A 12,638-nucleotide genomic window follows, 5' to 3' on the forward strand; every position below is an offset into this window, starting at 1 on the left:
GCAGCGCCTTTCGGTCCCTCGTGGGCATGGCGCGCCGGGGCGTCAGGAACACAACCGAGAAACCCAAGGAGATACGGCCATGGCCGTCGTCACGATGCGGGAGCTGCTGGAGAGCGGCGTCCACTTCGGTCACCAGACCCGTCGCTGGAACCCGAAGATGAAGCGCTTCATCTTCACCGAGCGCAACGGCATCTACATCATCGACCTGCTCCAGTCGCTGTCGTACATCGACCGCGCCTACGAGTTCGTCAAGGAGACCGTCGCGCACGGCGGCTCCATCATGTTCGTCGGTACGAAGAAGCAGGCCCAGGAGGCCATCGCCGAGCAGGCGACGCGCGTCGGCATGCCGTACGTCAACCAGCGTTGGCTCGGTGGCATGCTCACCAACTTCTCCACCGTCTACAAGCGTCTGCAGCGCCTCAAGGAGCTCGAGCAGATCGACTTCGAGGACGTCGCCGCCTCGGGTCTCACCAAGAAGGAGCTCCTGGTCCTCTCCCGCGAGAAGGCCAAGCTGGAGAAGACCCTCGGTGGCATCCGCGAGATGCAGAAGGTGCCCAGCGCCGTCTGGATCGTCGACACCAAGAAGGAGCACATCGCCGTCGGTGAGGCGCGCAAGCTCCACATCCCGGTCGTCGCGATCCTCGACACCAACTGCGACCCCGACGAGGTCGACTACAAGATCCCGGGCAACGACGACGCGATCCGCTCCGTCACCCTGCTCACCCGCGTGATCGCCGACGCCGTCGCCGAGGGCCTCATCGCCCGCTCCGGCGCCGCGACCGGCGACTCGAAGCCGGGCGAGAAGGCCCAGGGCGAGCCGCTCGCCGAGTGGGAGCGCGACCTGCTCGAGGGTGAGAAGAAGGCCGACGAGACCGAGGCCCCCGCCGCCGCCGAGGCCCCCGCGGCCGAGGCCGCCGAGGTCCAGACCTCCGCCGAGACCGAGAAGGTCGCGGACGCCGAGGCCGCCGACGCTCCGGCCGAGGCCGCCGAGCAGGCCTGACCCTTCAGGACCCAGGTCCTCGGGTGACGACGGCGGGGGCCCACGAAGCCCCCGCCGTCCTCCCGTGGACCCGCCCGATCTTTCAGACTTCGAGAGAGAAACAGACTCATGGCGAACTACACCGCCGCTGACGTCAAGAAGCTCCGCGAGCTCACCGGCGCCGGCATGATGGACTGCAAGAAGGCCCTGGACGAGGCCGACGGCGACGTCGACAAGGCCGTCGAGGCCCTGCGCATCAAGGGCCAGAAGGGCGTCGCCAAGCGCGAGGGCCGCTCCGCCGAGAACGGCGCCGTGGTCTCCCTCATCGCCGACGACAACACCTCCGGCGTCCTCGTCGAGCTGAAGTGCGAGACGGACTTCGTCGCCAAGGGCGACAAGTTCCTCGCCGTCGCCAACGCGCTCGCCGCCCACGTGGCCGCGACCGCCCCGGCCGACATCGAGGCCCTCCTCGCCTCCGAGATCGAGCCCGGCAAGACCGTGCAGGCCTACGTGGACGAGGCCAACGCCAACCTCGGCGAGAAGATCGTCCTCGACCGCTTCGCGCAGTACGCCGACGGCTACGTCTCCGCGTACATGCACCGCACCATGCCCGACCTCCCGCCGCAGATCGGTGTCCTCGTCGAGTTCGACAAGGAGAACGCCGAGGTCGCCAAGGGTATCGCGCAGCACATCGCCGCCTTCGCGCCGAAGTACCTCACCCGTGAGGACGTCCCGGCCGAGGTCGTCGAGTCCGAGCGCCGCATCGCCGAGGAGACCACCCGCGCCGAGGGCAAGCCCGAGGCCGCGATCGCCAAGATCGTCGAGGGTCGCGTCAACGGCTTCTTCAAGGACGCCACGCTGCTCGGCCAGCCGTACGCCCTGGACAACAAGAAGTCCGTCCAGCAGGTCCTGGACGGGGCCGGTGTCACCCTGAAGCGTTTCACCCGCATCAAGGTCGGCATCTGAGTCCGGTCGCGAACGCGACGGACACCGGACCCCGGTAGGGTCTGAAGCAGTCGTCCGCGCCCGCGCAGGACGACCGCAGATCTGACGAGGAGGCCATTGCCGCACGGGATACCGCGAGGACCCAAGGCAATGGCCTCCTTCGTATGTGCACGAGGAGAGCTCCATGAACCAGGGCGCCGTACAGGGCGACGACAACAACGGCAAAAAGGCCGGCCGCTACATGCTGAAGCTGTCCGGAGAAGCCTTCTCCGGCGGTACCGGCCTGGGCGTCGACCCCGACGTCGTGCACGCCATCGCGCGCGAGATCGCGGCCGTCGTCCGCGACGGCGCGGAGATCGCGATCGTGATCGGCGGGGGCAACTTCTTCCGTGGCGCCGAACTCCAGCAGCGCGGCATGGACCGGGCCCGCTCCGACTACATGGGCATGCTCGGCACCGTGATGAACTGCCTCGCCCTCCAGGACTTCCTGGAGAAGGAGGGCATCGACTCCCGCGTCCAGACCGCCATCACCATGGGCCAGGTCGCCGAGCCGTACATCCCGCTGCGCGCCGTGCGCCACCTGGAGAAGGGCCGCGTGGTCATCTTCGGCGCGGGCATGGGCATGCCGTACTTCTCCACGGACACCACCGCCGCCCAGCGCGCCCTGGAGATCGACGCCGAGGCCCTGCTCATGGGCAAGAACGGCGTCGACGGCGTGTACGACTCCGACCCGAAGCGCAACCCCGACGCGGTCAAGTTCGACGCGCTCGAGTACGGCGAGGTGATCGCCCGCGACCTCAAGGTCGCCGACGCCACCGCCGTCACCCTGTGCCGGGACAACAACCTCCCGATCCTCGTCTTCGAACTGCTCGCCGAGGGCAATATCGCGCGCGCGGTGAAGGGTGAGAAGATCGGCACGCTCGTGAGCGACCAGGGCACCCGGGCCTGACCCGAACCGGGAACCGCCCCGCACGGGGCTGGACGACAGCCCTGCCGGTCGTACACCGTGCAGGACACAACGCGACGACACGCAGGAGCATGTGGTGATCGAAGAGACCCTCCTCGAGGCCGAGGAGAAGATGGAGAAGGCCGTCGTGGTCGCCAAGGAGGACTTCGCCGCGATCCGCACCGGCCGTGCGCACCCGGCGATGTTCAACAAGATCGTGGCGGAGTACTACGGCGCCCTCACCCCCATCAACCAGCTCGCGTCCTTCTCGGTGCCCGAGCCGCGGATGGCCGTGGTGACCCCGTTCGACAAGAGCGCGCTGCGCAACATCGAGCAGGCGATCCGCGACTCCGACCTCGGCGTCAACCCGAGCAACGACGGCAACATCATCCGGGTGGTGTTCCCCGAGCTGACCGAGGAGCGCCGCCGCGAGTACATCAAGGTCGCCAAGGGCAAGGCCGAGGACTCGAAGATCTCGATCCGCTCGGTGCGCCGCAAGGCCAAGGAGACCATCGACAAGCTCGTCAAGGACGGCGAGGTCGGCGAGGACGAGGGCCGTCGCGGGGAGAAGGAGCTCGACGACACCACCGCGAAGTACGTCACGCAGGTGGACGAGCTGCTCAAGCACAAGGAAGCCGAGCTGCTCGAGGTCTGATGAACGACTCTTCCTGGGATGCCCCGGCCGGTTCCGGCCGCGGGGGACCCCACCAGGGGCCCGCCCCGGCGGGTCCCGCCCACGAGGGACATCCGGCGGCGCAGACTCGCCCCATGCCCATCGTGCCCGACGTTCCCGCCGGCGGATTCCAGGACGGTCACGGCCGGGGGGCCGCTCACCCGAGCGGTCCCCTGTTCCGTGACGAGACCCCGCACGAGCACCCGCAGGAGCCCATGTCCAGCCGCACCCCGCCTCCGCCGCCCGCGCCGCCGGCGCCACGGCAGAAGAAGAGCGCGGGGCGCGACCTGGGCGCGGCCATAGGGGTCGGGGTCGGTCTCGGCGCCGTCATCATCGCCTCCCTGTTCATCTGGAAGGCGGCCTTCGTCGGAGTGGTCGCGGTCGCCGTGGTGGTCGGGCTGTGGGAGCTGACCTCCCGGCTCCAGGAGCGCAAGCAGATCAAGGCGCCGCTGGTGCCGCTCGCGGTCGGCGGCGCGGCGATGGTCGTCGCCGGGTACGTGCGCGGTGCCGAGGGCGCCTGGGTCGCGATGGCCCTGACGGCGCTCGCGGTCCTGGTGTGGCGCATGACGGAGCCGCCCGAGGGCTATCTGAAGGACGTCACGGCGGGCGTGTTCGCCGCGTTCTACGTGCCGTTCCTGGCGACGTTCGTGTCGCTGCTGCTCGCCGCGGACGACGGCCCGTGGCGGGTGCTGACCTTCCTGCTCCTGACGGTGGTCAGCGACACCGGGGCGTACGCGATCGGCTGGCGCTTCGGCAAGCGCAAGCTGGCGCCGAGGATCAGCCCCGGCAAGACCCGCGAGGGCCTGGTCGGCGCGGTGACGTTCGCGATGGCGGCGGGCGCGCTGTGCATGCAGTTCATGATCGACGACGGGGTCTGGTGGCAGGGCCTGATCCTCGGCCTCGCGGTGGCGGCGAGCGCGACGCTCGGCGACCTCGGCGAGTCGATGATCAAGCGCGACCTGGGCATCAAGGACATGGGCACGCTGCTGCCCGGACACGGCGGCATCATGGACCGGCTGGACTCGCTGCTGCCGACGGCGCCGGTGGTGTGGCTGCTGCTCGCGCTGTTCGTGGGCACCGGCTGACCTGCGGTTCTTCGGACGAGGGGCCCGTTGTCCACAGGACGGCGGGTCCCTCTTCGTATCTCTGCGACACTGGTAGCACCATGCCCAAGCCCGGAGAACTCACTTTCGTCGCCCCCCGCGGAGCCAAGAAGCCGCCGCGGCACCTCGCCGACCTCACGCCCGCCGAGCGGAAGGAGGCCGTCGCCGCGATCGGCGAGAAGCCCTTCCGCGCCAAGCAGTTGTCCACGCACTACTTCGCGCGGTACGCGCACGACCCCGCGGAGTGGACCGACATCCCGGCCGCCTCGCGGGAGAAGCTGGCCGGGGAGCTGCTGCCCGACCTGATGTCCGTGGTGCGGCACATCTCGTGCGACGACGACACCACCCGCAAGACCCTGTGGCGGCTGCACGACGGCACGCTCGTGGAGTCGGTGCTCATGCGCTACCCGGACCGGGTGACCATGTGCATCTCCTCGCAGGCCGGCTGCGGGATGAACTGCCCGTTCTGCGCGACCGGACAGGCCGGCCTCGACCGGAACCTGTCGACCGCCGAGATCGTGCACCAGATCGTCGACGGCATGCGGGCCCTGCGCGACGGCGAGGTCCCCGGCGGCCCGGCGCGCCTGTCGAACATCGTGTTCATGGGCATGGGCGAGCCGCTCGCCAACTACAAGCGGGTCGTCGGCGCCGTCCGCCGCCTCACCGACCCCGAGCCGGACGGCCTGGGCCTGTCCCAGCGCGGCATCACCGTCTCCACCGTCGGGCTCGTGCCCGCCATGCTGCGCTTCGCCGACGAGGGCTTCAAGTGCCGCCTCGCGGTCTCCCTGCACGCCCCGGACGACGAGCTGCGCGACACCCTCGTGCCCGTCAACACGCGCTGGAAGGTGCGGGAGGTCCTCGACGCGGCCTGGGAGTACGCGGAGAAGTCCGGGCGCCGGATCTCCATCGAGTACGCCCTCATCCGGGACATCAACGACCAGGCCTGGCGCGGCGACCTGCTCGGCAGGCTGCTCAAGGGCAAGCGGGTGCACGTCAACCTGATCCCGCTGAACCCGACGCCCGGGTCGAAGTGGACCGCCTCCCGCCCGGAGGACGAGAAGGCGTTCGTCGAGGCCATCGCCCGCCACGGCGTGCCGGTGACCGTGCGCGACACCCGGGGCCAGGAGATCGACGGCGCCTGTGGACAGCTCGCGGCCGCCGAACGCTGACCTTGTACTCTGAGCTCGAACACATCTTCATAGCCATTCCGACAGGGGAGCGCCACAGCGCTGAGAGTGCGGTGACCGTCAGACCGCAGACCCTCTGAACCTCGCCCAGGTCATTCTGGGTAGGGAGTTCGGTCGTAACTCGAGCTGTTGCGCCCTGCCCGCGTCCGGTCCGCCGGACGGGGCGGGGCCGCGTCTCTTCCTGGTCCCACCCAGGAGGAAATCCAGTGAGCATCAAGAAGCAGGCCGCCGTCGCGGTCCTCGCGGCGCTCGGCGTCACCGCCCTCGCCGCCTGCGGCACCGACGACGCCGGCGAGGCCGCCGGCAAGTCCGGCGCGCCCGCGCCGAAGACCGTGACCCTGGTCAGCCACGACTCGTTCAACGCCTCCAAGGAGGTCCTGGCCGAGTTCACGAAGCGGACCGGGTTCACCGTCAAGGTCCTCAAGGCCGGGGACGCCGGCGAGGCCGTCAACAAGGAGATCCTGACCAAGGGCTCCCCGCAGGGCGACGTCTTCTTCGGCGTCGACAACACCCTGCTCTCCCGCGCCCTCGACAACGGGATCTTCGTGCCGTACGAGGCGAAGGGCCTCGACCGGGTCCCGGCGGAGTACCGCCTCGACAAGGAGAACCGGGTCACCCCGATCGACTCCGGCGACATCTGCGTCAACTACGACAAGAAGTACTTCGCCGACAAGAAGCTGGCGCCGCCGGTGACCTTCGACGACCTGGCGAAGCCGGCGTACAGGGACCTGCTCGTCGTCGAGAACCCGGAGCGCTCCTCCCCGGGCCTCGGCTTCCTCCTCGGCACGGCCGCGAAGTACGGCGACGACGGCTGGCAGGACTACTGGAAGAAGCTCAGGGCCAACGGCGTGAAGACCGTCGACAGCTGGGAGCTCGCCTACAACCAGGAGTTCTCCGGCTCGGCCGGCGGCAAGCAGGCCAAGGGCGACCGGCCGCTGGTCGTGTCGTACGCCTCCAGCCCGCCGGTCGAGGTGCTGTACGGCGAGCCGCAGCCGAAGGTGGCGCCCACCGGCGTCTCCACCGGCACCTGCTTCCGGCAGACCGAGTTCGCGGGCCTGCTGAACGGGGCGAAGAACCCCGAGGGCGGCAAGGCGCTGATCGACTTCCTGATCTCGAAGACGTTCCAGGAGGACATGCCGCTCCAGATGTTCGTCAACCCGGTGGCGAAGGACGCGGCCCTGCCCGAGCTGTTCACCAAGCACGGCGTGGTCGTGGAGAAGCCGGAGACCATGGCGCCCGGGAAGATCGCCGAGAAGCGCGACGCGTGGATCCAGCAGTGGTCGTCGCTCGTCCTGAAGTAAGGCGCGACGCGCGCGGGAACGCGGCGCGGCTCGGGCTCATGGCCCTGCCCGTCGCGTTCTTCGCGGTGTTCTTCGCGTGGCCCGTCGTGTCCATCGTGGACCGGGGACTGCGGCCCGACGGCGACTGGCGGTTCGGCCGGATCGGCGAGACGCTGAGCCGTCCGGACATTCTCGACGTGCTCGGCTTCACCGCCTGGCAGGCCCTCGCCTCCACCGGCCTCACCCTGCTCGTCGCGCTGCCCGGCGCGTACGTCTTCGCCCGCTTCGACTTCCCCGGCAAGACCGTCCTGCGGGCCGTGGTCACGGTGCCGTTCGTGCTGCCCACCGTCCTGGTCGGCACCGCCTTCCTGGCCCTCGTCGGCCGGAACGGGCTCACCGACGAGCTGTGGGGGCTGCGGCTCGACACGAGCGTGTGGGCCATCCTGCTCGCCCACGTCTTCTTCAACTACGCGGTCGTCGTCCGGACCGTCGGCGGCCTCTGGGCGCAGCTCGACCCGCGCCAGGAGGAGGCCGCCCGGGTCCTCGGCGCCTCCCGCTTCACGGCCTGGCGGACGGTGACGCTGCCCGCGCTCGTCCCGGCCGTGTCGGCGGCGGCCCTGATGGTCTTCCTCTTCACCTTCACCTCCTTCGGCGTCGTGCAGATCCTCGGCGGGGACGCGTACACGACCCTGGAGGCGGAGATCTACCGGCAGACCGCCCGGCTGCTCGACCTGCCGACGGCGGCCGTCCTCACCCTCGTGCAGTTCGCCGCGGTCGGCGCGATCCTCGCCCTGCACGCGTGGACGGTACGGCGGCGGGAGACCGCGCTGCGGCTCGTACCGCCGGAGCGGACCGCGCGCCGGCCGCGCGGCGCCGGGCAGTGGGCGCTGCTCGGCGGCGTCCTCGTCTCGGTGGCCCTCCTGATCCTGCTGCCGCTCGGGGTGCTCGTGGAGCGGTCGTTCGCCGGCCCCGGGGGGTACGGGCTCGGCTACTACCGGGCGCTCGGCTCGCTCGACGAGAGCGGGACCTTCCTGGTGCCGCCCCTGGAGGCGATCGGGAACTCGCTGCGGTACGCGCTGGCCGCCACCGCCATCGCCGTCGTGATCGGCGGGCTCGCGGCGGCGGCGCTCACCCGGCGGGCGGGGCGGCTCGTCCGGGGCTTCGACGCGCTGCTGATGCTGCCGCTGGGGGTCTCCGCCGTCACCGTCGGCTTCGGCTTCCTCATCACGCTCGACGAGCCGCCGTTCGACCTGCGCGCGAGCTGGATCCTCGTCCCCCTCGCGCAGGCCCTCGTCGGCGTCCCCTTCGTCGTCCGGACGATGCTGCCGGTCCTGCGCGCGGTCGACGAGAGGCTGCGGGAGGCGGCGGCCGTGCTCGGCGCCTCGCCGTGGCGGGCCTGGCGGGAGGTGGACCTGCCGCTGGTGCGGCGGGCGCTGCTCGTCGCGGCCGGGTTCGCGTTCGCCGTCTCGCTCGGCGAGTTCGGCGCGACCGTGTTCATCGCCCGGCCCGACAGTCCGACGCTGCCGGTCGCGGTCGCCCGGCTGCTCGGCCGGCCCGGCGAGCTCAACTACGGCCAGGCGATGGCCCTCTCGACGATTCTGATGGTGGTGTGCGCGGTGTCCCTGCTGCTGCTCGAACGGCTCCGCACCGACCGGACCCCCGGGGAGTTCTGATGCTGAGACTCGACGGGGCGACCGTACGGTTCGGGGCGCGGGCCGTGCTCGACGCCGTGGACCTGGAGGTCGCCGACCACGAGACCGTGTGCGTGCTCGGCCCCAGCGGCAGCGGCAAGTCCACGCTGCTGCGGGCCGTCGCGGGCCTCCAGCCGCTCGACGGCGGCCGGGTGTTCCTCGACGGCGCCGACCAGGCCGGGGTGCCGACGCACCGGAGGGGCGTCGGGCTCATGTTCCAGGACCACCAGCTCTTCCCGCAGCGGGACGTCGGCGGCAACGTCGCCTTCGGCCTGCGGATGCGGGGCGACGGGAAGGCCGAGCGGGCGGAGCGGGTGCGGGAGCTGCTCGACCTCGTCGGCCTGCCGGGCGCCGGGCGGCGGTCCGTGGCCGCGCTCTCGGGCGGCGAGCAGCAGCGGGTCGCCCTGGCCCGGGCGCTCGCGCCCCGGCCCCGGCTCCTCATGCTCGACGAACCCCTCGGCCAGCTCGACCGGGGCCTGCGGGAGCGGCTCGTCGTGGAGCTGCGGCAGCTCTTCGGGCGGCTCGGGACGACGGTCCTCGCCGTCACCCACGACCAGGGCGAGGCCTTCGCGCTCGCCGACCGGGTCGTGGTCATGCGGGACGGGCGGATCGCCCAGTCGGGGACGCCCGTCGAGGTGTGGCGCCGCCCGGCCTCCGAGTTCGTCGCCCGCTTCCTCGGCTTCGACAACGTGGTGCCCGCCCGGGTCACCGGGGCGGTCGCCGAGACCGTCTGGGGGAAGGTCCCGGTGCCGGAGGGCTCCCCGCAGGGCGAGCGGCGGCTCCTCGTCCGCCCCGGCGGCGTGCGCCCGGTCCCCGCCGGGGACGGTGCGGCGGCCTGGACGGTGGAGTCCCGGACCTTCCGGGGCAGCCACGTCGTCGTACGGCTCCGGCCGGCCGACGGCCCGCCCCTGGAGGCCGAGCTCCCGCTGCGGGACGCGCCCGAGGAGGGCGCGGAGACCGGGATCGCCTTCCGGCCGGAGGACGTGGTGGTGCTCGGCGACGACACGCCGTAGCGGGCACCGCGGGCGCGATGAGTTCCGCCCGCCGGGGGAGTCTCCCGTACGTCCGGCGTCTCCGCCGTCCGCACGCCCCGCACGTCCGGCACGCCCCGCACGGGAGGAACCCCATGGCCCAGTTGCTCAGAGTCCAGAACTTCAACGTCTCGTCCGACGGGTACGGCGCCGGGGAGGGCCAGAGCCTCGAACGGCCCTTCGGGCACGCGGATCCGGAGGCGATGTTCGCCTGGGCCGGTGCCACGGCGAGCTGGCCACGGCGCACCGACCCCGGCGGCAGCCGCGGCCTCGACGACTACCTGACGCGGGACTACGGGCGGAACATCGGCGCCGAGATCATGGGCCGCAACAAGTTCGGGCCCCAGCGCGGGCCCTGGCGGGACCACGAGTGGCGCGGCTGGTGGGGCGACGAGCCGCCGTTCCACACGCCGGTGTTCGTCCTGACCCACCACCCGCGCCCCTCGTTCGCGCTCGGCGACACCACGTTCCACTTCCTCGACGCCGACCCGGCCACCGCCCTCGCGGCGGCGCGGGAGGCGGCGGACGGCAAGGACGTGCGGCTCGGCGGCGGGGCCGCCACCATCCGCGCCTTCCTCGACGCCGGCCTCGTCGACACCCTGCACGTCGCGGTCTCGCCGGTGGAGCTCGGCTCCGGGTCGCGGCTCTGGGAGTCGTCCGACGAGCTCCTCGACCGCTACCACCGCGACGTCGTGCCCAGTCCGGGCGGCACGGTCACGCACCACCTGTTCTGGCGGAAGTGAGCGAGGGCCCCGACGGAGCCGCGGAGTCACCCCTTCAGCGGTAGCGCCGCCAGTTCCGCCACCGCCCACGTCAGGGGCAGGAAGACGGCGAGCAGGGCGCCCGCGCGCAGGAGGGCCGCCCTGCGCAGGGTCGCGGGCGGGGCGCCGACGAGCAGGAGGGCCTCGGTGACGGGGGCGCGGCTCTGCCGGGACTCCAGGGCCGCGGTCAGGAGCGTGGCGCCGGTGCAGGCCAGGATCAGGGTGGCGCCCAGGCCGGTGAGCGGCCCGAAGGCGGCGGCGTCCGTGTGCGACGCGTACACCGTGGCCGCCGCGAGCATCCCGGAGAGCACCGCGCAGACCACCCCGAGCGGCCGGCCGACGCGGCGGGCCTCCGCCGTCAGGACGCGGCCGGCGAGCAGCCGGACGGCGCCCGGGCGGACCGCCTGGAGGAGGCGGCCGCAGGCGTGGACGAGGCCGGGGCCCGCCGTCGCGAGGCCGATCGCGGTGAGGATCCAGCCGGCCAGGACGGCCGCCGGGCTGCCGTCGAAGCGGCCCGGCAGCGGGAGGCCGTCCCCGCCGCCGCTCCGGCCCGCGTAGGTCTCGACGGCGAGGCCGATCGCGACCAGGGCGACGCCCCACGGGAGCCCGGACGGCATGCTCTCGTCGGCGCCCTCCCCGCCCTCCGGCGCGGTGGGCACGGCGCGGGGGCGCAGGGCCAGGGCCGCGGCCGCGGCGGCGGTCACGGGGACGACCGCGAGCAGGGTGAGGACGGCCGCGAGCGGCACCGGCCGGTCGGCGGCGAGCAGCCCGGCGGCCGCCCCGTCGAGGGGCAGGCCCGTGAGGTCGCCGCGCAGGTGCAGGTAGAGCAGGAGCGCGGCCGCCGAGCCGAGCGTGCAGGTGACGGCCGTCGAGGCGGCGGCGAGCAGGGTGAGCCGGGCCGGCCCGAGGCCGATCGCGGAGAGTCCGGGGCGCGGCCGGGTGCTGGGGTCGGTGCGGGCCACCGCGACCGCGAACTGGACGGTGGCGGCGAGCGGCAGGACGCACCAGAGGAGCCGGAGCGCCGAGGCCGAGGACTGTTCCGGGTGCCCGAGGGCGTGGCCGAGGGTGCAGAGCAGGAGGAAGCCCACCCCCGCGGACGCGGCGGCGACGAGCAGTCGGCGCGCCAGGACGAGGGGGTGGGTGCCCCGGGTCAGACGGAGAGCGAGCACGCGGCGACGCCCTCCGCCCCGGTCGCCGGGGACACGGTGCCGGCCCGGCGCCCGTCGAGGAGCGCGACCGTGCGGTCGGCGAGCGCCGCGACCTCCGCGTCGTGGGTGGCGAGGACCACGGTGATGCCGTGCGAGCGGGCGGCGGCCGTCAGGGTGCGCAGCACCTGGGCGCCGTCGGCGCGGTGCAGGGCGGCCGTGGGCTCGTCGGCGAAGAGCACCGGGGGAGTGGTGACGAGGGCGCGGGCGATCGAGATCCGCTGGCACTGGGACCGGGTGAGGGCGCCGGGCCGCTTGCGGGCGCAGGCCCCGGCGTCGAGCCGGTCCAGCCACTCCAGGGCGGTGGTCTTCGCGGCGCGGCGGGAGACCCCGCGCAGCAGCAGGGGCAGGGCGGTGTTCTCCCAGCCGGTGAGCTCGGGGACCAGGCCGGGCTCGGGGCCGATCCAGCCGAAGCGCTCGCGGCGGAGCCGTTCGCGCTGGGCGGGGCCCAGGGTGTGCACGGGGCCGCTGTTGAACCAGACCTCGCCCTGCTGGGGGACGAGCTGGCCGGAGAGACAGCGCAGGAGGGTGGTCTTGCCGCTGCCCCGCGGACCGGTCAGGGCGAGGATCTCGCCCTCGCGGACGCCGAGGGAGACGCCGCTGAGGGCCTCCGCGCCGTCCAGGGAGCAGTGCAGGGAACGCGCCCAGAGCACGTCGTTGTCCGGTGGGGCCATCGCGTACACCTCTGTCGATCCGATCTGTGTCCCCCGTCCGAAGGGGGTTTTCCCCCGTACGGGTGAACGAAGGGCGGGCCTGTCGGTCACTCGGCACCGTAAGTATTCGGATCGGTTCGTAGGGACAGCACACGGCCCGGGCCGCCGCCATCCACTCGGATGG

General features: G+C 72.5%; 12 protein-coding genes and 1 riboswitch. Of the genes, 10 read left to right on the forward strand and 2 right to left on the reverse strand.

Going from position 1 to position 12,638, the window contains the following annotated elements; genetic code table 11:
- The first annotated feature begins 79 nt into the window (after positions 1-79).
- The 10 genes from rpsB to ACFYNX_RS04840 all read left to right on the forward strand — a co-directional run bounded on the left by rpsB (position 80) and on the right by ACFYNX_RS04840 (position 10,578).
- Positions 80-1,000, forward strand: a complete 921-nt coding sequence (rpsB, locus tag ACFYNX_RS04795; protein WP_388657607.1) for a 30S ribosomal protein S2 — start codon at positions 80-82, stop codon at positions 998-1,000.
- Positions 1,001-1,108: 108 nt separating this feature from the next.
- Positions 1,109-1,945 carry a translation elongation factor Ts gene (gene tsf / locus ACFYNX_RS04800; RefSeq protein WP_388657610.1) on the forward strand — a complete coding sequence of 279 codons (837 nt, stop codon included), beginning with the start codon at positions 1,109-1,111 and terminating at the stop codon, positions 1,943-1,945.
- A 163-nt stretch (positions 1,946-2,108) separates the two neighbouring features.
- Positions 2,109-2,873: a UMP kinase gene (pyrH, locus tag ACFYNX_RS04805; RefSeq protein WP_030217948.1), complete on the forward strand. Its 765-nt coding sequence runs from the start codon at positions 2,109-2,111 to the stop codon at positions 2,871-2,873.
- 94 nt (positions 2,874-2,967) lie between these two features.
- On the forward strand, positions 2,968-3,525 hold the full coding sequence (gene frr, locus ACFYNX_RS04810) for a ribosome recycling factor (protein WP_365546385.1): 558 nt from the start codon (positions 2,968-2,970) through the stop codon (positions 3,523-3,525).
- Positions 3,525-4,628 (forward strand): phosphatidate cytidylyltransferase, encoded by a 1,104-nt coding sequence (locus ACFYNX_RS04815; protein WP_125661716.1) that lies wholly within the window; start codon positions 3,525-3,527, stop codon positions 4,626-4,628. The genes frr and ACFYNX_RS04815 overlap by 1 nt, the downstream gene beginning before the upstream one ends.
- Before the next feature lie 80 nt (positions 4,629-4,708).
- Positions 4,709-5,815 (forward strand): 23S rRNA (adenine(2503)-C(2))-methyltransferase RlmN, encoded by a 1,107-nt coding sequence (gene rlmN / locus ACFYNX_RS04820; RefSeq protein WP_388657614.1) that lies wholly within the window; start codon positions 4,709-4,711, stop codon positions 5,813-5,815.
- A 33-nt stretch (positions 5,816-5,848) separates the two neighbouring features.
- Positions 5,849-5,959: riboswitch (TPP riboswitch) on the forward strand.
- Between the two features lie 80 nt (positions 5,960-6,039).
- Positions 6,040-7,134 carry a thiamine ABC transporter substrate binding subunit gene (locus ACFYNX_RS04825; protein WP_388657617.1) on the forward strand — a complete coding sequence of 365 codons (1,095 nt, stop codon included), beginning with the start codon at positions 6,040-6,042 and terminating at the stop codon, positions 7,132-7,134.
- Between the two features lie 38 nt (positions 7,135-7,172).
- Positions 7,173-8,786, forward strand: a complete 1,614-nt coding sequence (locus tag ACFYNX_RS04830) for an iron ABC transporter permease (RefSeq protein ID WP_365546511.1) — start codon at positions 7,173-7,175, stop codon at positions 8,784-8,786.
- On the forward strand, positions 8,786-9,817 hold the full coding sequence (locus tag ACFYNX_RS04835) for an ABC transporter ATP-binding protein (RefSeq protein ID WP_388657619.1): 1,032 nt from the start codon (positions 8,786-8,788) through the stop codon (positions 9,815-9,817). Before ACFYNX_RS04830 ends, ACFYNX_RS04835 begins: the two co-directional genes overlap by 1 nt.
- A gap of 113 nt (positions 9,818-9,930) precedes the next feature.
- Positions 9,931-10,578, forward strand: a complete 648-nt coding sequence (locus tag ACFYNX_RS04840; protein ID WP_388657622.1) for a dihydrofolate reductase family protein — start codon at positions 9,931-9,933, stop codon at positions 10,576-10,578.
- A gap of 26 nt (positions 10,579-10,604) precedes the next feature.
- Here ACFYNX_RS04840 and ACFYNX_RS04845 read toward each other — a convergent pair whose 3' ends face one another.
- Complete coding sequence (locus ACFYNX_RS04845; protein WP_388657625.1) at positions 10,605-11,765, reverse strand: hypothetical protein; 1,161 nt, start codon at positions 11,763-11,765, stop codon at positions 10,605-10,607.
- Positions 11,747-12,475 (reverse strand): ATP-binding cassette domain-containing protein, encoded by a 729-nt coding sequence (locus tag ACFYNX_RS04850; RefSeq protein ID WP_365546368.1) that lies wholly within the window; start codon positions 12,473-12,475, stop codon positions 11,747-11,749. Before ACFYNX_RS04850 ends, ACFYNX_RS04845 begins: the two co-directional genes overlap by 19 nt.
- Between the last annotated feature and the right edge of the window lie 163 nt (positions 12,476-12,638).

The sequence above is a fragment of the Streptomyces sp. NPDC007872 genome, assembly GCF_042868165.1.
Lineage (GTDB): Bacteria > Actinomycetota > Actinomycetes > Streptomycetales > Streptomycetaceae > Streptomyces.